Below are 22,169 nucleotides of genomic sequence, written 5' to 3'. Positions count from 1 at the left end.
GGGGAACAGCGGCGCGGCTGCCAGGTGATGGCCGTCGTGAGCAGCGACGTCAGCTCTGCTCGGCGTCCTTGACGAACACGACGCCGTCAGTGGTCTCCAGGTGGGACGGGGCGAGCGGGGCGTAGCCGAACCAGGGGGATGCGCGGGGTGCGGGGCACGTGTCGGCCAGCGTCTCGGCGAGTTGCGCGGCGTCCATGACGTAGCGGTCCTGCGGGAGTTCGTACAGGAGTCCTTCGATGGTGTCCGGTGGCGGTGTGTCCACTCCCCGGTGTCGGATCGTCCCGACGGCCGTGGCCAAGAAGGCGAATCCGTCGCCGAGTCGGGCGTTCACGAGCGCGCCGGCGCTCCACCATTCCACCGGCCCCTGCCACATCTGCATCATGCTCTTCTGGCGTTGGAGATGGGCGTTGTGGGCGTGGACGAGTGCCGGGCCCCGAGCCGTGACGGCGAGGAGGTTGTGGGCCATCATCTGGTCCCGCAGGGCCACCAGCCGGGTCATGCGGGCAGGGGAGGTGTCGGCCATCCAGTGGTGGTAGCGCAGCAGGCCGGTCGCGGTGCGCTCGTACAGGCGGGCCCGGTCCCAGTCGTCCTGTGCGGTCGCCGTCATGAGGTGCGGTGCCTGGGCGTCGAGGAGGGCAGCCAGATCGTCGGCCAGCAGCCGCAGCCGGCCCGCCTCGGGCGACTGCCCGAACGACTGGGACGGGTCCGTCATCGCAGCGGGAGCGGTCCATCGGTCGTCGGTGCCGAGCAGCTGGTCCAGTGTCTCCGCGGTGCAGGGCAGCAGGTCGGCGTCCACCCGGGCCGCCAGGTAGTCGTGAAGTGCGGTGAGGGCCTGTCGGGGGCCGGCCGCGCCGGTGATCTCCAATGGGCCGTCGCAGCCGGCGAAGCGGAGTCGCTCGGACGCGGGGCGGCCCTCGTTGTGGGCGCGCATCCAGCGCACCAGTTCCCTGTTGCCCTCGAAGGCGCCCCAGCCGTGACTGAACCCGTGCTCCATGACCTCCTCGAGCGTGCCCTTGCCCGTCGTGACGTGGTCGTCCACGATCAGGCCCTTCATGCAGTCGCTCTCGATCGCGATCGTCCGATAGCCCTCCTGCTCGACGAGTTGCCGAAAGAGGTCGTTGCGCACGGCGAGCAGAGTCTCTTCGCCGTGGGTGGGCTCGCCCAGGGCGAGCAGCCGGGGGCGGGCCGGGAACAGCCGCATGACGGCGGCAGCCTCGACGGCATGGGCGGCGTCCTCGATGTCAGCAACCATGGCTTCAACGGTATCGTTGAATCTTCGATGGAAGCTTTTCCTGCGACGCATGCAAAGCAGCAGCGATATCGTGGGACCCATGGGGCGGAACCTTCAAAGCGGTGAGCGGCTCAGGCCGGTCGATCTGGCGCGCGGGCACGGTCTGTCCACGCAGGCGGTCAGGAACTACGAGGCGGCCGGCATCCTCCCGGCCGCCGGTCGCACAGCCAGCGGCTACCGCGCCTACACCCCGCTGCACGCGCTGGCCCTGCGCGCGTTCCTCGCCCTGGTGCCCGGCCACGGGCATCAGACCGCGACGGCGATCATGCGGGCCGTGAACGAGGGCGCGGTCGATGTGGCGTTCCGCCTCATCGACGAGAGCCACGGTCAACTCCTCGACGATCGGCGGACCCTTCAGGCCGTGGAGAGCGCTCTGCGCGATCTGGGGTCCGGCACGGCGTCCACGAGCGACGCCGGGCCCGGCTCGTCCACGAGGGCAGCCGAACCCGGCGGCACGTTCATCGGTCCGCTCGCGAACAGGCTCGGCGTCCGCCCCGCGACGCTGCGGAAGTGGGAGCGCGCCGGGCTGGTGCGCCCGCGCCGCGACCCGCTGACCGGGTACCGCGTCTACGACGAGTCCGACGTGCGGGACGCCCGTCTCGCCCACCAACTCCGACGGGGCGGCTACCTGTTGGAGCAGATCGCGCCACTGCTGGCGCAGGTGCGGGCGGCCGGCGGGCTGGAGCCGCTACAAGACGCACTGGGCGACTGGCACGGCAGGCTGTCCGCCCGCGGCCGGGCGATGCTGACCGGGGCCGCGGAGCTGGAGGCGTATCTCCGCGAACGCGGGTGAGGGGCTCCGCGAACGCGGGTGAGGGGCTCCGCGAACGCGGGTGAGGGCGGGTGACAGCGGCGCGCAGGCGAGCGGGGGTTCCCTCACCGCCGTCACGGCCATGCCGCATAGCCGCCGTCCACGCGGATCGCCTCGATGCCGCTGATGTACCGGGCGCCGCAGCGGTCCTGCGGTACGACGAGTTGGGCGCCGGCGCGGTCGAGCGGGGTGTCGTCGAACGTGGCCGCCGGCAGGACGGGGGCCCGGCCGAAGTCCGGGTCGATCTCCGCCCAGGACAGCAGGGCGCGATGGCCGTCCGCGCCGCGTACGGCGACCAGGAAGCGCAGGCGGTCCTTGCGGCGGGCGGGGTCGAAGGCCGGGCCCGCGTCCATGAGGACGTCGAGCAGGAGCGGTCCGGTGAAGCGGTGCTGCCGGCTTCCGCTGGTGTTGCACTCGAAGGCGACCTGTGCGGCGTGCTGAGGCCAGGCGTGCAGGTCGGGCACCGTCAGCCGGGCCGGGTGGGCCACATCGCCGGTGAGGTCGAGTTCCGTCGCCGGTCCGGCGGCCGTACGGACAGTCGGAGGGACTGACTCATGGGCTACCACCTCCCGCATGACCGTACCCGAACCGTCGCGCCGTACAACGCACATACCAATGCAAAAGAACGATGATCCGGCTCATGCCATGCCACAGGCGACTTTTGCCCTGCACTTGCGGCAGTATCATCGGCCGTGCGTACCCGCCGGATCGATCACGCGGCTGCCTTCCTTGGTGTCAGCGCGGACACCGTGAGGCGTGCCGTCGTGGCCCACACCTGCGCGACGTGACGCACCAGGCTTGGACGAGTCCGTCAGGACGTTGAGGGAGTTGGACCCGTGATCACCCGTACCGCGCGCCGCACCCACCGGACCCACCGGATGCCGCAGGTGGCCGGCGCTGTTGCCGTCGCCCTGCTGGCCCTGAGCGCCTGCTCCTCCTCCGACGACTCCTCATCGGCGAAGTCGGACGCCTCCGCATCGGACTCGGCCTCGGCCTCGGACAAGCTGTCCGGCGAGGTGATCGTCTTCGCGGCCGCCTCGCTCAAGGAGAGCTTCACGACGCTGGGCAAGGAGTTCGAGGAGGCCCACCCGGGCACCAAGGTCACCTTCAACTTCGGCGGCAGCGACACCCTCGCCGCGAGCATCACCAGCGGGGCGCCGGCCGACGTGTTCGCCTCCGCCAGCCCCAAGACGATGAAGATCGTCACGGACGCGGGGGACGCCTCCGGCACCCCGGCCACCTTCGTCCGCAACCAGCTGGCGATCGCCACCCTGCCGGGCAACCCGGACAAGATCGCCTCGCTGAAAGACCTCACCAACCCCGACCTGAAGGTCGTCCTGTGCGACAAGACGGTGCCGTGCGGGGCCGCCGCCCAGAAGGCGCTGGAGGCGAGCAAGCTGGAGCTCACCCCGGTCTCCTACGAGGAGGACGTCAAGTCGGCCCTGAACAAGGTGGTGTTGAAGGAGGCCGATGCCTCGGTCGTCTACAAGACCGATGTGAAGGCCGCGGACGACAAGGTGCAGGGCGTGGACTTCCCCGAGTCGGCCAAGGCCGTCAACGACTACCCGATCACCCTGCTCGAGGAGTCGGAGAACGTCGACACGTCGAAGGCGTTCATCGCGCTCGTGCAGTCCGCGGAGGGCCAGAAGGTCCTGGCCGAAGCCGGGTTCCTGAAGCCCTGACGTCCGCTGCTCCAACGAGGCCGGCGTCGCGGAAGCCCCGAGGGGTGACCGCGACGCCGGCGTTGTTGACGGGCGTGCAGCGCCCGTCGGTCAGGCCGCCGCAGCCGTGACCCGCGTGCAGCGCTCCCCCTCGTCCAGCCACTCGATGAGCGACATACGGGCGCGGGCGACGCGTGAACGCACCGTCCCCACCGGGCAGTCGCTGACGTCGGCCGCCTCCGCGTAGGGCAGTCCCACCAGTTGGGTGAGGACGAAGGCCTCACGGCGGTCGTCGGGAAGGGCGTCGAGCAACTCGGCCAGGGCGATGCCTTCTTCGAAGCCGGGCAGGTCGCGCGGCTGGGTGCGTTCGGCGGCGGACTGCCAGTCGTCCGTGTCCGACAGGCGGGGCCGGGCGGAGTTGTGGCGGATGCTGTCGATCACCGCGCGGCGGGCGATGGACAGCAGCCAGGTGCGGGCCGAGGAGCGGCCCTCGAACCGGTGCAGGCTGCCGAGGGCCCGCAGGAACGTGTCCTGGGTCAGGTCGTCGGCGCTCTGGGGGTCGGCGCCGAGGAAGGTGACGTAACGGCGGACGTCACGGTGCAGGGCGCGGACGAAGCGGTCGACGGCGTCGGGGTCACCGCCGCGGGCGGCGAGCGCCCAGGCCGTGATCGACTCATCGGTCGACTCTGCTCTCGGCTCTTCGCACGTCGAGGACAGGACAGGAGCGAGCACGCTGTGTCTCTCCTTCTCGGGAATCCGGGGACCGGGGTCCGGTTGCCGGGTCGGCGCGCGCACAGCGGCGACCGCGGCACGGCCAGGCCGAACCGGTACGGGGATGAAGGGGTGAAGGGGAACGGCCGGGCGCGTGAGAGGGCGCGGCCGATGCCCGAGGCAGGGAGCCTGCGGCCCGTCGTCTCCGTGGACGGCCTCGGGAATCCGGCTGTCGTCAGGCGACAGCGGTCCCCACGGGTGGGCCCCGGGAAGTGATCGCGTGGGTGAGAAGGAGTTCGCGCAGCGCGTGACGCGTGCGGCCCCGGCGGGCGCGGACACGCGGCCGGTGCGGTGGCGCGGGCAGCCGGAGCATCAGACGGAGCGGCGCGACGAGCCGGCCCGCGAGCGCCCGCAGGATGCGAAAGGCGGCGCGCTCTCCGTGGGCAAGCCACAGGCCGCACAGCAGCGCGGCCAGCAGGTGGGCGGCGAGCATGCCGGTCGAGGACATGCCGCCCATGCCGTGGTCCAGGGAGTGCGCGGCCGACGCCGCGGCCCCCGTGTGGTCCATCGACCCCATGGACCCCACAGGGTGCATGGCGTTCATCGCATGCCCCATGGAGCCCATGGCCCCCATGAGGTCCAGGGAACCCGTCAAGCCCGTCGGCCCCGTCGACCCCATCGAGCCCGTCGAACTCAGCGCCGACGTCGACATGCCGTCATGTCCCGCGCCCGGTCCCGAGGGTGAGCCACACAGCAGGTAGCCCAGCCACCGGCGGGCGAGCGAACGGCCGCCCGCGGACTGCCGTTGGGCGATCGCCTGGGCCAGCGAGAACGAGGAGTGGAGCACCGCCTGCGCCGCGACGGCGACGGAGCCGACCAGGACCGGCCCGCGCTCGCGGGCGGCCAGCCACCAGGCCGTGCCGCCTGCCGCCGTCACCGCTGTGGCCACGGCCCACCACGGCACCGCGGTCCCCGACATCAAGACGTGTCCCAGGGAGGCGAGCAGCACGCAGACGGCCGCGAACACAGCGGCCCGTAACGCGCGAGAACACCACCCCACAGTCATCGCGCCTCATCTTCGCAGTTCAGGCCTCATGCGTCACGCACATCCAGGCGACGCACGCGCAGCGGTCAACAGGCCTTGCGCGTCGCCTCCTCGAATGCCTCTCTCGTCACGACACCGTCGAGGTTCAGGACTTCCCCGGCCGACATCCCGGCGATCCGCCGGGCGTCGAACGTCACCGAGCCGTTGTAGACGTAGGAGTCATCGGGATCGGCGAAAGCGAGCTCGTACGAATAGCCCGGTTGCAGGGTCTGCGGACCACGGGTCTCCGCTGCCCACTGTGCGGGCGGGGCGAACAGCGGGAAGTCCGCGGCCTGTCGCAGTCCACGGGTGTCCCATCCGATCCAGGGCTCCTCGGCCTCGTCCGATGACGCCTCGTCCGATGCCGCCTCATCAGACGTCGCCTCATCATCCTCCGCCCGGACGACGGTGCCGTGCAGCCAGGGGCCGCGCACCCGGCCGTCGTCGTCGCACGCTCTCAACAACGCGTGTGCGGTGCCCTGTTGGTCCACGTACACGCCGACCAGCGGACGCAGTTCCGGTGAACACCCCGCCGTGGACAGCATGATCGCGCTGCTCAGCGCCGAGGCGAGACACACGCGCACCGTCGTGCCCGTCCAGGCCCCCACCCTCGCCCCCTCCCGTGAGCATCCGCTCAGCACGCAGTGTCGCACGCGGCGATCCAGATGGACCCGCGAGGTTCATGCCGACGGCGACACCTCGCGGACAAGAGTTCGTAACGAGCCATTGACAGGAGCTCCCGCCATCGGCACTCTCATGTCCACGCGGTTGGCTAAACGATTTACCAACCCGGAATCTTCTACTTTGAGGCAGGTTCGATGGCGCGCCGGATCGGGATCAAGGACGTGGCCGCGGCGGCAGGTGTGTCGACCGCGACCGTGTCGCACATCCTGAACGGCGTCGAGGGCAAGCGGGCCAGTGCGCAGACGCGGCAGCGCGTCCTCCAGGTCGCCGAGGAGCTCGGCTACGCGCCGAACGGACTCGCCCGGGGCCTGCGCATGCAGCGCTCGCAGACCATCGGCTTCGTCAGCGACGAGATCGCCACCACCCCGCACGCCGGCCGGATGATCCTCGGCGCGCAGGAGGCCGCCGCGGCCGCGGGCATGGTGCTGCTGCTGGTCAACACCAGCGGTGACGCCGAGCTGGAGCGCACGAGCATCGAGATGCTGCTCCAGCGGCAGGTGGACGGCGTGCTGTACGCGGCGATGTACCACCGGAACGTGCGCGTGCCGGAGAGCCTCGGCTCGACGCCCACCGTGCTGCTGGACGCCCGCGTCGACGACCCGGCCGTCCCCTACGTGGTGCCCGACGAGGTCCAGGGCGGCCACACGGCCGTGCGGGAGCTGACCCGGCACGGGCACCGCAGGATCGGCGTCACCGTGCAGACCGTCGACCTTCCCGCCAAGCAGGGCCGTCTGGAGGGCTACCGCAAGGCGCTCGCCGAGGTCGGGGTCCCCTACGACCCGTCGCTGGTCGCCGCCGAGACCGCCGTGCCCTTCGGCACGACCGCCGGTGACGTCGACGCCGGCTACCGGGCAGCTCGCCGCCTGCTGACGTCCGAGCAGCGCCCCACGGCACTGTTCTGCTTCAACGACCGTATGGCGGCCGGTGCTTACCGCGCCGCCGCCGAGTTGGGACTGTCCATCCCCGACGACCTGTCAGTCATCGGGTTCGACAACCAGGAGCTGGTCTGTGAGGCCGTCCACCCCGCGCTGAGCACCGTTCAGCTGCCGCACTACGAGATGGGGGCACGGGCTGTGGCCCAGCTGCTCGCACTCACCAAGACTCCGGGCCGGCCACCGGGCCCGGACATCCGAGAGATGCTGCTTTGCCCGCTGGTGGCGCGGGCATCGGTCGCTTCGCCGCCCCGACTCTGACCCCGGAACGGCGAAGCACTTCACACCATGACAGGCGACCGTCGCAACCGGTCGTCATCCCTGTCAGTACTTTGAACACAGTGAGGGTACACACATGTCCCCTGAGATTCTCCATGAGTCGTCGGGCCGCCGCAGCCTGTTGAGATCCGGCAGCGGCCCCGCACCGCGGAAGTCGCGAGCACCGCGAGAACCGCGAGTACCGCTGGCCCGCTGAGCCTCGCAGCCGTCGTCGGACGGGGCGGCCTCGGCGCGCCACGCCCTGCCATGCCCTGCCGCGCTTGCGACGCATGCCGCACCCTGTACTGCCTCGGTCTGCCTCGCCTCGGCCTGCCTTGCCTTGCCCTGCCTCGGCCCCGCATGTCTCGGCGGCGAACCGGCCTCTCCTTCGTGCCGGCTTCTCCCCGCTGCCACGGCTTCTCCGACTCTCACGACGCGCGATCCCCGTACATCGCGACCTCCGCACATACCGAAAGGCACGTGTGTGTCCACCGCGCCCCGTGATCCGTTCCGGCCTGTCGCGCATCTGCGCCCGCCCCGCAACTGGATCAACGACCCCAACGGCCTGGTCTTCCATGACGGCCACTATCACGTCTTCCATCAGTACAACCCCTTCGGCGCGACCCACGCCGACATGCACTGGGGCCACTTCCGCAGCCCCGACCTGCTGAGCTGGGAACCGCTTCCCATCGCCCTGACCCCGACGCCGGGCGGCGAGGACGCCGACGGCTGCTTCTCCGGCAACGCCGTCTCCGACGGCGACCGGTTGATCGTGTTCTACTCCGCGAACCGTTGGGACCGCTCGCCCCAGCACCAGCCGGTCACCACCGCCGTCTCCCTCGACGGCGGCCGGACCTTCACACCGCGCGAAGGCCTCCTCATACCCGAACTGCCCGACGGCTGCACCATGTACCGCGACCCGTACGTGTGGCGGGACGGCGAGCGCTGGCGGATGCTGGTCGGCGCCGCCCTCGCCGACGGCCGTGGCGCGGCCCTGCTGTACGAGTCGCCCGACCTGGAGACCTGGACGCACCGGGGTCCCTTCGACGCCCGCGAGCAGGAGCCGGTCGGCGGCACCGATCTGCACACCGGCGAGGGATGGGAGTGCCCGCAGTACCTCCCCGCGCGGTCCGGACGGCCCGGTGCCCTTCTCTTCAGCGCGTGGAGCGAGCACGACGGGGCGCGCTGCGTCGCGGCCCTGATCGGCGAGGAGCGCGGCGAAGAAGGCGGCCAGGAACGCGGCGACGTCCTCGAGGCCGGTTCCCCCGTCTTCGTGGACCACGGCCCCGACTGCTACGCACCCGCGCTGCTGCGGGGCCCGGGTGACCGGTGGCTGTTGTGGGGCTGGTCGTGGGAGGCACGCGAGGAGTCCTGGGCGGCCGCGGACGGCTGGGCCGGTGTGCTCACCCTGCCTCGGGAGATCTCCGTGCACGACGACGGCACGCTGCGGCAGGAGCCCGCTGCCGAGCTGCTCGCCCTGCGCGGTCGGCACACCGTCCACGCCGAGGGCGTCGCCCGGGGCTCGGAACCGGTTCAACTCGGCGGCGTGGGAAGCGCCTTCGACCTGACTGCCCGTCTGGAAGTCACCGCAGCAGCCCCGGTGGAATCGCCTGTCGCCCCCGCCGGTCCTACCGGTCCCCTCGGCCTTCGGTTGCTGACCGGCCCGGACGGCTCCGAGTACCTCGACATCCGCCTCGACCCGGCCGCCGGCGAACTCGTCGTCGACCGCGACCACGCCTCGCTGGACTCGCGCGCTCAGGGCGGCTCGTACCGGATGCCCTATCCGGCCGGTGAGCCGATCGAGCTGCGGGTGGTCGTCGACCACTCCATCGCCGAGGTCTTCCTGACCTCCACCGGCCAGGTGCTCACCCTGCGCTTCTACCCGACGGGCGAAGGACCTTGGCGGCTGCAAGCCCTCGGCGCGCCGGACGTCCACCTGGAATTCGCGGTCGACGCCTGGGAGTTGCTCCCCCTCACGGTCAAGGAGCCGAGCGCCGACGCCGACCTCCCGCGAGGGCGGTCCGCATGACGGAGACGTCGTCCGCAGCACCGCCCGGAGCACGGCCTCTCCCCCTCCCCCCACTGCACCTCCGCACCACTCCCCCTCACTCCCACCCTCACCTTCACCGCACACCGGAGGCACCCACCGTGAACGCAGGAAGCGCAAGATCCCGCCGGACGGCCCGTACGGCCCTGGCCCTCGTCCTTCCCCTGGCCACACTGGCGGCCTGCGGAGGCGGCAGCGGCACGGACACCTCGGCCGAGAAGGGCAGCGGCACGGGCACCATCACCGTCTGGGCCCATCAGGGTCAGACGAGCGAGGCGGCGGCCGTGCAGAACGCGGTGAAGTCGTTCAACTCCTCCCAGGACAAGATCAAGGTCGAGCTGACCCTGATCCCCGACACCGACTACACCAAGACCATCACCGCCACGGACGCCTCCAAGCTGCCGGACGTGATGGAGTTCGACGGCCCGACCATGGCGAACTTCGTCTACAACAAGAAGCTCGCCGCGATCGACGAGTACGTCTCCAGCACGACCATGGCCAACGCCACGGACGCCATCAAGGCCGAGGGCGAGATCAACGGCAAGCACTACGGACTCGGGATGTACGACTCCGGGCTCGGCGTCTACGGCAACAAGAAGCTGCTGGACGCGGCCGGAGTCAAGTACCCCACCGGCGTGAACGACGCCTGGACGGCGGCCGAGTTCACCGACGCCGTCAAGAAGCTGGCCGCCAAGGACCCCGACGGCAAGAGCCTGGACCTTCAGGAGAGCGGCGGCTACGCCAACGAGTGGGGCACCTACGGCTTCGCCCCGATCGTCTGGTCGGCCGGCGGTTCCCTGCTGAAGGGCGGCAAGGCGGAAGGCGCCCTGGACACCCCGGCCGTTGCGTCGGCGCTGAAGACGTTCCAGTCATGGAAGGGGTACACCGACCCCAACACCGACGGAAACGCCTTCGCCAAGGGTCGTGTCGCGCTGAGCTGGGTCGGGCACTGGATGTACCCCGCCTACAGCAAGGCACTCGGCGAGGATCTCGTGGTGCTGCCGATGCCCGACTTCGGCAACGGCCCCAAGACGGGGCAGGGTTCATGGGCGTGGGGCATCGGCGCGAACTCCGAGAACGGCAAGGCCGCCGGCGCGTTCCTCGACTCCCTGCTGAACGACGCCAACGTCACCGCGATGACCACGGCCAACGGGGCCCCTCCCGGGACGAAGTCGGCGCTCGCCAAGAGTGAGCTGTACCAGCAGGGCGGCCCGCTCCAGCTCTTCGCCGACCAGCTCGCCAAGCCCTGCGGGGACGAGCGGATCGACTCGTCGTGCGTGGCCGTGACCCGCCCGGTCACCGCCGGATACCCCACGGTCACCGCCAAGTTCAGCCAGGCGCTCAGCGAGGTCTACGGCGGTGCCGACCCGAAGTCCGCCCTGGCCAAGGCCGCCCGCGCCATCGACCAGGACTTCTCGGACAACGACGGCTACCAGCTGCCGTAGCCGGCATCCAGCAGCCGGGAGGGGCGGGCGCCCCTGACAGCGCCCGCCCCTCCCGGCCCGGAAGAGGACCTCACCGTGACCACCGTGAACCCCGCACCCGCCGCATCCGCAGGCGGGAAGCCGAGCCCGCAACCGAGATCCGCCGCGCCCGGGCGGTCCGGGCGCCGCAGCCGTGACCGGCTGCACGGCCTGCTGATGTCCGCACCCGCTCTCGTCGGCCTGATCGCCTTCGTCGGCGTGCCGTTCGTCTACGCGGTCGTGCTCTCCTTCTACAACGTGCGCCTCGGATCCCCGCTGCCGCCGCGCTTCTTCGGCCTGGAGCAGTACCGGCGGATCTTCACCGACCCCGACATGTCCGGCCCGTTCCTGCGGGCCCTGCTGAACAACCTGACCTTCGCCGCGGTCGTCGTCCCCTTGCAGACCGGCCTGGCGCTGGCGTTGGCGATCCTGCTGAACCGCAAGCTCAAGGCCATCGGCCTGTTCCGGTCCCTGTTCTTCCTGCCGGTCGTCTTCCCGATGGCCCTGGTCGCCGTCATCTGGCGGCTCATCCTCGCCCGCAGCGGCGACGGTCTGCTCAACTCCGCGCTGCACGCGGTGAGCTTCGGGAACTGGGGCGCCTTCGACTGGCTCGGTGACGGGCTCACCGCGATGGCGTCGGTCATCGTGCTGTCCGTGTGGCAGGGTGTCGGCTTCCAGATGGTCATCCTGCTCGCCGGCCTCCAGCAGATCCCGGGCGAGCTGTACGAGGCCGCCGAGCTCGACCGTGCCTCCCGCTGGCAGCAGTTCCGGCATGTCACCCTGCCCGGCATCCGCGGCACCCTCGTCTTCGTCGCCATGCTGACCTCGGTGCTGTCGTTCCGCGTCTTCGACCAGGTCTACGTCCTCGTCAAGGGCGGCGGGCTCGACGAGGACGCCACCCGCACCGTGATGTACCAGGCCGTCACCACGGCCTTCGACCAGAACAACATCGGCCAGGCGTCCGCGATCACCGTCGTGTTCTTCCTGATCGTCGTCGCCCTGACCCTCATCCAGCGCCGCGTCGTCCGCACCGGCAACGAGGACTGACCATGACCCGCACACCCCTGCGCCGCTTCCTCGACTACGCCGTCCTGAGCGTCCTGGCCTTCGTCTTCGTCCTGCCCGTCCTCTACCTGATCCTCGGCAGTTTCAAGCCCTCCGACGAGGTGCTGAGCGGCCTGACCGGCTTCCTGCCGACCCATCTGTCCTTCGACAACTACAGTGCCGTACTGGACAGTTTCGACTCCGACGCCACCGGCTACTTCTGGCGTTTCATGGGCACCTCGCTGCTGCTGTCGACCGTCGTCGTCCTCGGCGGACTGATCGTCAACTCCATGGCGGCGTACGGGCTTTCGCGGCTGCGGTGGCGTGGCCAGGGGGCCGTCTTCACGCTGGTGCTGCTGCTCATGCTGGTCCCGTTCGAGGCGGTGGCGGTCCCGCTGTTCTACCTGCTCAACGACCAGCGCAACACCGTCTACGTCCAGGCCGTTCCCTTCATCGCGAACGCCTTCTCCATCTACCAGTTCGCCACGTTCTTCCGCTCGATCCCGCCCAGCATCGAGGAAGCCGCCCGCATCGACGGCGCCGGCCCCTGGCGCACGTTCTTCGCCATCATCGTCCCGATGTCGAAGCCGGCGTTCGCCTCCGTCGCGATCCTGACCTTCCTCACCCAATGGGGCTCGTTCCTGTGGCCGGTCCTGATGGTCTCCGACCCGTCGGTTCGCCCGCTGCCGCTGCAAATGAGCGTCTTCCAGGGGCAGATGCCCGTGGACTGGGGCCAGGTCCTCGCCTTCGGCGTGCTGCTGGTCCTGCCCGTGCTGGTCGTCTTCGCCTTCTTCCAGCGGTGGTTCGTCCAGGGGGTCGCCAGCTCGGCGGTCAAGGGCTGAGGACGTCCGGTTCCGTCACGACCCAAACTGGACGACGTGCTCTGGGGACCGCATGCCGAGCCACTGCTCGGCGCCCCAGGCCTCGAACCGCTCCACCTCGGTGAAACCCAGCTTCGCCGCGAGACGCATCGAGCCGGCGTTGGCGCTCTGGGTGGTGAGCACCACCGGCTCGCCGGGAAGCACGCCGGCGAGCCAGCCGAGCGCCGCCGCGCACGCCTCGGCGGCGTACCCGGATCCCCACGCCCGCGGCAGGAACAGATAGCCGAGATCGGTCTTCCCCGCGGCGGCCGGGCGGCAGTGTCCCGTCGCTCTCCTGAGCAGGACGTGGCCGATCATCGCCCCGTCGAGATCGACGACGAAGCTCCCGGGCCACTGTTCGGGCACCCGGGGCACCTGGCGCTCCAGCTCGTCACGCGGCCGGGGACCTCCGAGGTAGGTGTGCACCTCCGGCGAGGCGAGCAGTTCGATGAACGCCGCACGGTCCCGGGCCTCGGGCTCACGGAGCACGAGCCTCTCGGTCCTGATCGGCTCGGGCGGCCACGCCACGGATCCCAGATCTTCCACCCGCGCACGCTAACAGGCGGTCGACCCGGCCGAACGGGAAACGCTCGACCCCGCCCGGAGGGTTCCAGGCCCCACGCCGGCGACGACGTCATCCGTGCGTCAGCGCCACCGCCAGTGCGCTGACCAGCAGCAGCCCGCTCATGTACAGGACCACCGGCCAGGGGGCTCCCCCGGCCGCCTCCAGCAGTGCCGTCGCGACGAGCGGGGCGGTACCGCCCGCCAGCGCGGCTGCGACCTCCCGGCTGAGGGCCACGCCGCTGAACCGGGTCCTCGTCGTGAACAGTTCGGCCAGGAAGCCTGCCTGTCCGCCGAGTTGGGCTCCCAGCAGCAAGCCGCTCACGCCGAACGCGAACCACACGTATCCGGTCTCCGCGGTGCCCAGCAGCCAGAAGAAGGGGAACGCGAAGACGGCTGCGGCGACCATGGCACCGCCGAACACGACCCGGCGGCCGACCATGTCCCCGAGCGCCCCGGCCGGCGGCATCGCCGCAGCGCTGCACGCGAAGAAGATCAGTGCTCCGACGAGGGTGTCCGTGCGGGAGAAGCCGAGTTGTCCGGTGAGGTACGCGAGCGCGAAGACCACCGGGATGTACGCGGCGACGTTCGGTCCGACGCTGCTGACCACCCCGGCGAGCAGCGCCCGGGGAGCGCTTCGGGCCAGTTCGACGGCGGGCGCCCGCGCGACGCCCTGCTTCCGCTTGGCCTCCTCGAACATCGGGCTCTCGACCACGCTCACACGGATGTAGAAGCCGGTCGCCGTGACGAGGACGGTGACGAGGAAGGGGATGCGCCATCCCCAGTCGAGGAAGTCGTCCGGAGGAAGGGTCGACACAGCGGCGACGGCCCCGGCCGAGAGCAGTGCTCCGAGCGCCGCGCCCGCCGGCGGGATGGCGGAGTACCGCCCGCGACGTTCCGGCGGCGCGAACTCGGCCAGGGTGAGGGAGGCCCCCGCGTACTCGGCCCCCGCCCCGAACCCCTGGATCACCCGCAGCACGACCAGCAGCGCGGGAGCCCACGCCCCGGCGGTCGCGTACGTCGGCAGCACACCCATGAGCGCGCTGGCCGAGCCGACGGTGACCAGGGTGATCACCAGCATCTTCCTGCGGCCCAGCCGGTCCCCGTAGTGCCCGATGACCAGCGCGCCGAGCGGCCGGACGGCGAACCCGACCGCGAACGTGGCGAAGGACGCCAGCGTCGCCGCGACCGGGTCGCCGGGCGGGAAGAACAGCCGGTTCAGGACGAGCGCGCTCATGGTGCTGAACAGGATGAACCCGTACCACTCCAGCGCGGTGCCGATGGTCGTCGCCATCAGCACGCGCGTCAGCATGGACGGTCCCGCACGGGTCATGGGTGCCGCTCGTCCGCTGGCTGTTCCGAAGGGGCCCTCCGCATGGGGCCACTATGAGCGAGCGACCCCGCCGACCGGCCGAACCTCGCCGGTGGCGGGTCGCGAACCCGCCGGACGCAGGAAGCAACGGACGCAGGAAGCCACGGACGCAGGAAGCCACGGACGCGAAGCCCCGGACCCCGGTCGCGTCAGTCCAACGAAGTCACCGAAGACTCCGCAGCCGACGAAGCCGCCGCCGCAGGCCTCAGCCCCAGCAGCACGGCGGTGTTGGCGCGCGGCAGGGAGACGGTGAGCGTCCCGGCGTCGGCGTCCCACTCCGCGGTGGTGTCGGCGGTCGCCGGATACAGGACGGCGGGACGCACCTGAGCGCCCCGCAGGTGCGGAATGGTGAGCGTGCGCTCGGTGTCCGCGCCCGGCTCCCGCCTCCAGACAGTGAGGAACGTGGACTTCTCGCCCCGCAGTCCCTGGGCGATCCACTCGTCGTCCCAGGCGGGAAGGCCGAGGGGCCAGAACGGGCGGGTGCCGCCGAGCTCCGGCCGGAGGTCCTTGTAGACGGAGATCGCCGAGCGGACGAGGCCGAGCTGCTCGTCGTTCATGTGGTTGAGGAAGCCGGAGAGATGGACGCGGCCGAGGAGCGCGCCGGTGAGCGTGAAGGCGATCTCGTCGAGGGAGTGGTCCGGCTGGGGGTAGGCCCAGACGGCCGCCTGCTCGGGGGTCACGGCGGTGGGGGCCGCCGCGGCGATGGGCGGGTAGCGCAGCAGGTCCTGCTGGTCGCTGGTGGACTGGAGCTGCGCCACGGCCAGCTGCGCGTAGTCCATGCGCAGGCCGCCCGACCCGCAGTTCTCCAGGACGAGACGCGGGTACCGGTCGAGGACCGAGGCCATCCAGTCGAGGTGGGCGCGGTGATGCCCGAGCAGTCCGGCGCCCGCGCTCTCGCCGCCGCCGTTCTCCGTGCCGGGGCCGATGTTGATGTTGTAGTCGAGCTTCAGGTAGCCGACGCCCCACTCGCCGACCAGCCGGTCCACGACCTCGTCGAGGTGGGCGCGGGCGGCCGGGTGGCGCAGGTCCAGGTGGTGCCGTCCGTGTTCCGTGACGCGCACGCCGCCGCGCCGGAAGAACGCCTCGGCCGGCAGGGTGTGGGCCAGGGGGCTGCGTACGCCGACGACTTCGGGTTCGAGCCAGAGTCCGGGCGTCATCCCGTGGCGTCTGATGGCGTCCAGTACTTCCAGCAGGCCGTCGGGGAAGCGGTTGGGGGCGGGTTCCCAGGCGCCGACGGCGTCCCACCAGCCCTGGGCGTCGTCGTCGTACCAGCCGGCGTCGATGACGAACACCTCGGCCCCGGCCGCCCCGGCCGCCTCGATGAGCGGCAGGAGCCGTTCGGTGGTGGGGTCGCCCATCAGGGTGTTCATGTAGTCGTTGTAGATCACCGGCAGGGTGCGGTGGTCGGGGTGGTCGCGGCGGACGGCGCGGCGGTGGTCGGTGAGTTCACCGAAGGCCGCGTCCAGGCCGCCGGTCTCCGTCCGCACGAGGACGGCGGGGACGGTGTGGAACTCCTCGCCGGGGGCCAGGGTGTGGTGCCACTGGTGGTGGGCGTCGTCGGGGCCGAACAGGGCCACGTAGGCGGCCCCTTCGCGCTCTCCGGTCTCGAAGCGCCAGCCGGCGCTGGACTCGATCTGCCACAGCCAGGCGCGGCCCTCCCCGTCGGTGAGGCCGGCCAGCGGCAGATGGCGGCCGGTGGACCAACTCCCTTGTGAGTAGCGCTCGAAGCAGCCCCTGCCCTCGTGTCCGTGGGCAGAGCGGCTGAGCGGGACGACCCGCTCGCGGAAGGGGGCCTGCCGCCAACGGCATTCGGCGAGCCAGTCGTTGTCCGCCCAGTGCAGGGTCAGTCCGTCGAGGCCGCCGGCCGCGTCGACGATGCCGCCGAGGGTCAGGGTGGAGACGCTCTCCAGCCGGATCGGCGCACTGCCCTCGTTGACCAGGCGGACTCGGGACCGCAGGCAGCCGGTTCCCTCGGTCGCCTCCAACGTGACGTCGGCGGCCAGACCGGTCGCGGGGTCCGCAAGCCGGATCGTCGTGCGCTCCAGGCCGCCGTCCCGGGCCGTCTCGTGTGCGCGGTAGGTCAGACGGTCGCCGATGGCCGTCTCGATGAAGCGTTCCCCCGACCAGATGCGCCCGTGGCCGGTGGCGGTGATCTCCACGAGGGGGACCAGACGGGCCCAGTCCTGGCCGGGTCCGCCGAGTCTCACCGCCCCGGTGGCGTCCACGACGGCGTGCAGGCCGAGCGCCGGGTGCGACCAGACTCGGGACCTCTCGGCGGATTCGACGACAGCGGTCAACGCGATTTCCCCTTCCGGGATGTTCGGTCCTGCGGCGGTTCTCATGGGGGTTGATCTGGGGATTCACGCTCGGCGGGTGAGGGTGTGCCGCGTCGGGCGGATGTGGCCGTCGGTGAACCCGGTGTTTCGGTCTCTTGACGCCCACGTTGTGACCGCTCACAATCCTGGCATGTCTGTGACCGGTCACACAAGGTCGGCCGGCCGCTCCGACCCCGCTCAGGGGCCGCAGAAGGCCGCCAGCATCCGCGACGTCGCCCAGACGGCAGGCGTCTCCCACCAGACCGTTTCGAGGGTCATCAACGGCCACCCGAACGTCCGTGAGGAGACGCGCCTACGGGTGCAGGAGGCCATCGACGCCCTGGGCTTCCGGCGCAACGCCACCGCGTTCGCGCTGGCCAGCGGCGTGACCCGGTCGGTCACGGTGCTCACGTCGAACACCCTCCTCTACGGTTACGCCGCCACCCTTCAAGGCCTGGAGGAGGCGTCCCGCGCCGAGGGCTACACGCTCGGCGTGCGGCTCCTGACTCCCGAGGACGACCTGGACCGCACGATCGCCTCGGCCGCCGACGCCGGCGGCGGGCTGGTGGTCATCGGCTTCGACCGGCTGGGCGCCGCCGCCCTGGACCGCGTACCGGCGCATGTGCCGTGTGCGGCGGTGGTGGAGGCGCCCGCCCCGGGACGGACGCCCGACCGTCCGGCGGTGTGGGCCGACGACCGCGAGGCGGCCCACGCCGCGACCGAGCACCTGTTGTCGCTCGGGCACGACACGGTCCACTACGTGGCCATCCCCGCCTCCACCGGCACCCGGCGCTCGGAGGGGCCCCGCGCCGAGGGCTGGCGTCAGGCCCTGGAGGCGGCCGGCGTCGTCGCTCCCGAGCCGGCCGGCAAGGGCTGGGACGCGCAGGCCGGATACGAGGCCGGGAAGAAGCTCGCCCAGGACCCGGGCGTCACCGCCGTCCTGTGCGGCAACGACGACCTGGCGCTTGGCGTGCTGCGCGCCCTGCACCACGCGGGCCGAAGGGTTCCGGAGGACGTCAGCGTCATCGGCTTCGACGACGCCCCGCACTCCGCGTTCCTGACACCGTCCCTCACCACGGTCCGCATGGACTTCCAGGGGCTGGGCCGCACCGCCTTCGGGCTGCTGCGCACCCAGCTCGACACCGACGGCGAGTCGACCGCGCCGGTGCCCGCCGAACCCGCCCTCGTGATCAGGGAGAGCTCGGGAACGCGCCACGCGTGAGCCGGGCGGGGTGCGCACACCACGCCCGGCTCAGCCGGCCGAACTCTCCTTCCGCCCACTCCCTTTCCGCGCAAGCTCCTTCGCCAACTCCCTTTCCGTCCTGATTCCTTCGCCAAATCCCCTCCTGCCCCGACCGCTTCGCCAACCCCGTCCTGCCCGAACCCCTTCGCCAACCCCCCGTCCTGCCCGGACCCCTTCGCCGAATCCCCTCCTACCCTGACCGCTTCGCCAACTCCCGTCCTGCTCAGCCACTTCGTCAACTCCCGTCCTGCCCGGACCCCTTCGACACCCCCCTGCTGCGCAGACCCCTTCGACAACTCCCCATCGGCACGGCCCCCTTCGCACCTCCCGCCCTGCCGAGGTCTGTTCGACCGGCTTCCTTCAGCGATCACCGCCACCTCAGCCCGCACCGCTCCCCGGCGTCGCCGTACAGCCCAACGCCTCTTCCCGCGACGCCGCCTGCGCGACCCCTCGGTGAAATCCCCCGCGTCGCAGCTCAGTTCACGCGGACCGCAGTAGCCCCGCCGCGCCTCCCCCGTCCCGCCGCCCCGCGGCACAGCCGTACCTCCTCACCCTCGACGAGCAAGGATCCCGCCATGAGAAGAGCCGTCTCCGTCCTTGTCACCGCCTGTCTCCTCGGGCTGACCGCCACCGCCTGTAGCGACAGCACCGCCGGCGGCACGGACGCGGCGCCCCAGGGTTCGGTCGACCCGACCGCGGACCTCAAGGGCGTCAAGCTCACCATGTGGACGGCGCAGAACAGCGTCTCGCAGCCCAAGCAGGCCATCGAGGCGTTCGAGAAGGCCACCGGCGCCGAGATCACCACCGAGGTCATCCCCGACCCCTACGAGTCGAACGTCCCGACCAAGCTGGCCTCGGGCGTCAAGCCGGACCTGATGTTCTGGCAGCCCACGGGCAGCACGCTGCCCTTCGTCCAGCCGCAGCAGAACCTGCTCCAACTCGACAACGAGGACTGGGTCTCCAAGCTCGGCAAGACGGAGCAGAGCCTCGGTCAGGTCGACGGACACCGCTACGCGGCCATCGTCACCAGCCCGGCGGTCCTCGGCGTCTACTACAACAAGGACGTCTTCAAGAAGGCCGGCGTCACCTCGATGCCCAAGAGCTACGACGAGATGCTCGCCACCGCCGCACAGATCAAGGCGAAGACGGGCGTCGCGCCGTTCTTCGAGGTCGGCGGCGACAAGTGGCCGCTCCAGTGGCAGGTCCAGGCACAGATGACCGACCTGCCCCAGTCGTTCTGGGACGACCTCAACAAGAACAAGGAGTCCTGGACCGACAAGGTCGTCGTCGACGCCATCACCAAGTACAAGACGAAGATCCTCGACGGCGGGCTGGCCCAGAAGAACTACAAGACCGCCACGTTCGTCGACCAGGGCAAGGCGATCATGGACGGCAGTGCCGCGATGGCGCTGAACGTCACCTCGCTCCAGGCGCAGATCCAGTCCACCGCAAGCACGGAGGAGATGGACCAGAAGCTCGGCTGGTTCCCCATCGCCAACAGCGCCGCCCAGGCGGAGTACTCGCCCGACCAGACCAACGGCGTCGTCGCGTTCAAGACCGGCGACACCGAGCGTCAGAACGCCGCACGGCAGTTCCTGTCCTTCTGGCTCGGCCAGGACTACCCGGAGTACATCAAGACCAACAAGCTCGTGTCGGTGCAGCCGGCGGTGCCCAACCCGGCCGGTCTGCCGCAGACCGCGATCGCCCAGGCCGAGGCGCTGTCCACGGCCACCGGCGTCTTCCAGGTCAAGGCGCTCACCGCGCCCGACATGCACCTCGCCCTCGCCGACATGATCTACGGCAAGAAGTCCCCCCAGCAGGTCGCCCAGGCCGCCCAGGACCAGTTCGAGCAGATCCTGAAGGCCCGCGGCGTCGACGGTTTCTGACCGACGCCCCCTTCCGCCAGCCCGTCCCCCGGGCTGCTCCCGTCAGGACGCGCCCGGGGCCCGTACCGGAGGTAAGTAAGAGGTGGACACCGCCACCAGGGACGTCGTCGACGCCGCGGACGCGAAGGAGCGGGACGCCTCGCCCCGCCGCGACCGGCGTGAGCGCCGCCGCAGGAAGTCCAACCACCCGTGGTGGTTCGCGCTCCCCGCGCTCGCCGTGCTCGGCGTGTTCTTCCTGCTGCCGAACCTGCTGAACTTCGTCTACCCGTTCACCGACTGGTCGGCGTTCCACCCGCGGATCGGCTTCGTGGGCCTGTCGAACTTCGAGACCATCCTGAGCGACGGGTCGATGGCCCGGGACATCCGCATCACCGTGGTGTACGCGGTCCTGGTGGCCGTCTTCCAGAACGGTTTCGGTCTGGGCCTGGCCCTGCTGCTGGAGCGGGACACGCGATTCAACCGGTTCTTCCGCGCCGTGTTCTTCCTGCCCGTGCTGATCTCCGCGCTGGCCGTCGGTTACATCTTCCGGGCCCTGCTCGCCCAGGACGGCGCGCTCAACGGGGTGTTGTCGTCGCTGGCGGGGCACACCGTGGACACGCCGTGGCTGGGCTCGACGACCTGGACGCTGGTGGTGGTGACGGTCATCCACGGCTGGAAGTGGATGGGCCTGGCCATGCTGATCTACCTGGCGGGCCTGAAGAGCATGCCGGGTGACGTCCTGGAGGCCGCGCGCATCGACGGGGCGGGTTCCTGGCGCACGCTCTGGTCGATCCGGTTCCCGCTGCTGGCGCCCGCGGTGACCTTCAACGTGACCACCGCGCTGATCGGGTCCATGAACACCTTCGACATCGTCCAGGCCACCACGGCGGGCGGTCCCGGCAGCGAGACCGAGGTGTTCAACATCTACATGTTCCGCATCTTCGGCCAAGGTCTGTACGCCCAGGCGTCCGCGATGAGCCTGGTGCTCTTCCTCGTCGTGGTCGTCCTCGCCGTGCCCGTGATCGTCGGCCTGCGCCGGAGGGAGAACAACCAGTGACCACCGCTTTCGCGCCCGCCGCCGGGAGCCGACGTGCCCCGCGCTGGCTCCAGCCGACGGCCGTCGTACTGATCGCCGCCGTCACCATCGGCATCCCGCTCTGGCTGGTCGCGGTGACCTCCGTGAAGCCGCAGGCCGAGGCGATCAAGCCCAACCTGTCCCTGCCGCACCAGGTGCAGGCCGCCGAGAACTACCAGCAGACCTTCGACCAGGGCAAGGTCGTCCAGGGCTTCGTCAACAGCCTGCTGGTCGTCGTCCCCTCCGTCGTGCTCGTGCTGCTGCTGGGCGCCGGGGCGGCCTGGGTCTTCGCCCGCCGCTCGGGGCGGCTGGCCGGCACGCTGTACGCGCTGAGCATCAGCGGGCTGCTGCTCCCGCCCGCGGTCATCACCATCGTGATGGAGCTGCGTCAGATCGGTCTGGCGGGCACCCAGTTGGGCATGATCGCGGTCTACACGGGGATGTACCTGTCCACGTCGATCTTCTTCATGACCGGCTTCATCCGCAATCTGCCGGAGGAGCTGGAGGAGGCCGCGCGCATGGACGGCGCCGGCCCGGCGCGGGTCTTCTTCCAAGTGGTCCTGCCGCTGCTGCGCCCGGTCATCGCCACCGCCACGATCATGGTGATGCTGTTCGCGTGGAGCGACATCTTCTACGCGTTCTTCGTGCTCGGCGGCGGGGAGAAGGCCACGCTCCCGCTCAACCTCTACCAAGTCGCCAGCGCACAGCTGTACTTGAACAACTGGCATCTCATCTTCGCCTATGTGGTGATGATGAGCCTGCCGATGGTGGCGGTGTTCGTCGTCGCCCAGCGCCGGATCGTCGCCGGCATCACCAGCGGAGCCGTCAAGTAGCCCCGCCCGAGACGCCCGGGGCGTGAGTCCCCGCACGCCCCGGCCCCCCGGCTCCAGTC

General features: G+C 70.7%; 19 protein-coding genes. 11 read left to right on the top strand and 8 right to left on the bottom strand.

What is annotated here, in order from left to right; translation table 11 throughout:
• Positions 1-49: 49 nt before the first annotated feature.
• Positions 50-1,252: an erythromycin esterase family protein gene (locus ACFYX4_RS21305; RefSeq protein WP_389335329.1), complete on the bottom strand. Its 1,203-nt coding sequence runs from the start codon at positions 1,250-1,252 to the stop codon at positions 50-52.
• Between the two features lie 79 nt (positions 1,253-1,331).
• On the opposite strand from ACFYX4_RS21305, the gene ACFYX4_RS21300 reads away from it, so the two are divergent.
• A complete protein-coding gene (locus ACFYX4_RS21300; protein WP_389335326.1) occupies positions 1,332-2,084 on the top strand; it encodes a TioE family transcriptional regulator in 753 nt (250 codons plus the stop codon).
• 92 nt (positions 2,085-2,176) lie between these two features.
• On the opposite strand, the gene ACFYX4_RS21295 is transcribed toward ACFYX4_RS21300, so the two are convergent.
• Positions 2,177-2,677, bottom strand: coding sequence for a molybdopterin-dependent oxidoreductase (locus ACFYX4_RS21295; protein ID WP_389335323.1), 501 nt, complete (start codon positions 2,675-2,677; stop codon positions 2,177-2,179).
• 264 nt (positions 2,678-2,941) lie between these two features.
• On the opposite strand from ACFYX4_RS21295, the gene modA reads away from it, so the two are divergent.
• Positions 2,942-3,784: a molybdate ABC transporter substrate-binding protein gene (gene modA / locus ACFYX4_RS21290; protein WP_389335919.1), complete on the top strand. Its 843-nt coding sequence runs from the start codon at positions 2,942-2,944 to the stop codon at positions 3,782-3,784.
• 90 nt (positions 3,785-3,874) lie between these two features.
• Here the strand turns inward: modA and ACFYX4_RS21285 are convergent, their stop codons facing one another.
• The 3 genes from ACFYX4_RS21285 to ACFYX4_RS21275 form a co-directional block, all read right to left on the bottom strand.
• A complete protein-coding gene (locus ACFYX4_RS21285) occupies positions 3,875-4,495 on the bottom strand; it encodes a sigma-70 family RNA polymerase sigma factor (RefSeq protein WP_389335321.1) in 621 nt (206 codons plus the stop codon).
• Positions 4,496-4,709: 214 nt separating this feature from the next.
• Entirely contained in the window at positions 4,710-5,453 is a 744-nt protein-coding gene (locus ACFYX4_RS21280; RefSeq protein WP_389335318.1) for a hypothetical protein, read from the bottom strand.
• 152 nt (positions 5,454-5,605) lie between these two features.
• Positions 5,606-6,166, bottom strand: a complete 561-nt coding sequence (locus ACFYX4_RS21275; RefSeq protein ID WP_389335315.1) for a hypothetical protein — start codon at positions 6,164-6,166, stop codon at positions 5,606-5,608.
• Positions 6,167-6,376: 210 nt separating this feature from the next.
• On the opposite strand from ACFYX4_RS21275, the gene ACFYX4_RS21270 reads away from it, so the two are divergent.
• From ACFYX4_RS21270 to ACFYX4_RS21250, 5 genes are all read left to right on the top strand, one after another.
• Positions 6,377-7,435: a LacI family DNA-binding transcriptional regulator gene (locus ACFYX4_RS21270; protein ID WP_389335312.1), complete on the top strand. Its 1,059-nt coding sequence runs from the start codon at positions 6,377-6,379 to the stop codon at positions 7,433-7,435.
• 481 nt (positions 7,436-7,916) lie between these two features.
• Positions 7,917-9,461, top strand: coding sequence for a glycoside hydrolase family 32 protein (locus tag ACFYX4_RS21265; protein WP_389335309.1), 1,545 nt, complete (start codon positions 7,917-7,919; stop codon positions 9,459-9,461).
• 119 nt (positions 9,462-9,580) lie between these two features.
• Complete coding sequence (locus tag ACFYX4_RS21260) at positions 9,581-10,924, top strand: ABC transporter substrate-binding protein (RefSeq protein ID WP_389335306.1); 1,344 nt, start codon at positions 9,581-9,583, stop codon at positions 10,922-10,924.
• A gap of 75 nt (positions 10,925-10,999) precedes the next feature.
• A complete protein-coding gene (locus ACFYX4_RS21255; protein ID WP_389335303.1) occupies positions 11,000-11,989 on the top strand; it encodes a carbohydrate ABC transporter permease in 990 nt (329 codons plus the stop codon).
• Between the two features lie 2 nt (positions 11,990-11,991).
• Positions 11,992-12,828: a carbohydrate ABC transporter permease gene (locus ACFYX4_RS21250; protein ID WP_389335300.1), complete on the top strand. Its 837-nt coding sequence runs from the start codon at positions 11,992-11,994 to the stop codon at positions 12,826-12,828.
• A gap of 15 nt (positions 12,829-12,843) precedes the next feature.
• Here the strand turns inward: ACFYX4_RS21250 and ACFYX4_RS21245 are convergent, their stop codons facing one another.
• The 3 genes from ACFYX4_RS21245 to ACFYX4_RS21235 all read right to left on the bottom strand — a co-directional run bounded on the left by ACFYX4_RS21245 (position 12,844) and on the right by ACFYX4_RS21235 (position 17,076).
• Positions 12,844-13,392, bottom strand: coding sequence for a GNAT family N-acetyltransferase (locus ACFYX4_RS21245; protein WP_389335297.1), 549 nt, complete (start codon positions 13,390-13,392; stop codon positions 12,844-12,846).
• 88 nt (positions 13,393-13,480) lie between these two features.
• A complete protein-coding gene (locus ACFYX4_RS21240; protein ID WP_389335294.1) occupies positions 13,481-14,740 on the bottom strand; it encodes an MFS transporter in 1,260 nt (419 codons plus the stop codon).
• A 188-nt stretch (positions 14,741-14,928) separates the two neighbouring features.
• Positions 14,929-17,076: an alpha-galactosidase gene (locus tag ACFYX4_RS21235; protein ID WP_389335291.1), complete on the bottom strand. Its 2,148-nt coding sequence runs from the start codon at positions 17,074-17,076 to the stop codon at positions 14,929-14,931.
• A gap of 169 nt (positions 17,077-17,245) precedes the next feature.
• Here ACFYX4_RS21235 and ACFYX4_RS21230 point away from each other — a divergent pair, with 169 nt between their 5' ends.
• The 4 genes from ACFYX4_RS21230 (at position 17,246) to ACFYX4_RS21215 (ending at position 22,110) form a co-directional block, all read left to right on the top strand.
• Complete coding sequence (locus tag ACFYX4_RS21230; protein ID WP_389335288.1) at positions 17,246-18,316, top strand: LacI family DNA-binding transcriptional regulator; 1,071 nt, start codon at positions 17,246-17,248, stop codon at positions 18,314-18,316.
• A gap of 596 nt (positions 18,317-18,912) precedes the next feature.
• The gene (locus ACFYX4_RS21225) at positions 18,913-20,223 is read left to right on the top strand and encodes an ABC transporter substrate-binding protein (RefSeq protein WP_389335285.1); all 1,311 of its coding nucleotides are present in this window, start codon (positions 18,913-18,915) and stop codon (positions 20,221-20,223) included.
• Between the two features lie 82 nt (positions 20,224-20,305).
• Entirely contained in the window at positions 20,306-21,259 is a 954-nt protein-coding gene (locus tag ACFYX4_RS21220) for a carbohydrate ABC transporter permease (RefSeq protein WP_389335282.1), read from the top strand.
• On the top strand, positions 21,256-22,110 hold the full coding sequence (locus ACFYX4_RS21215; RefSeq protein ID WP_389335273.1) for a carbohydrate ABC transporter permease: 855 nt from the start codon (positions 21,256-21,258) through the stop codon (positions 22,108-22,110). The genes ACFYX4_RS21220 and ACFYX4_RS21215 overlap by 4 nt, the downstream gene beginning before the upstream one ends.
• Positions 22,111-22,169: the final 59 nt, after the last annotated feature.

The sequence above is a fragment of the Streptomyces sp. NPDC002328 genome (assembly GCF_042890065.1).
GTDB lineage: Bacteria > Actinomycetota > Actinomycetes > Streptomycetales > Streptomycetaceae > Streptomyces.
This window is presented reverse-complemented; position numbering and strand designations above follow the sequence as displayed.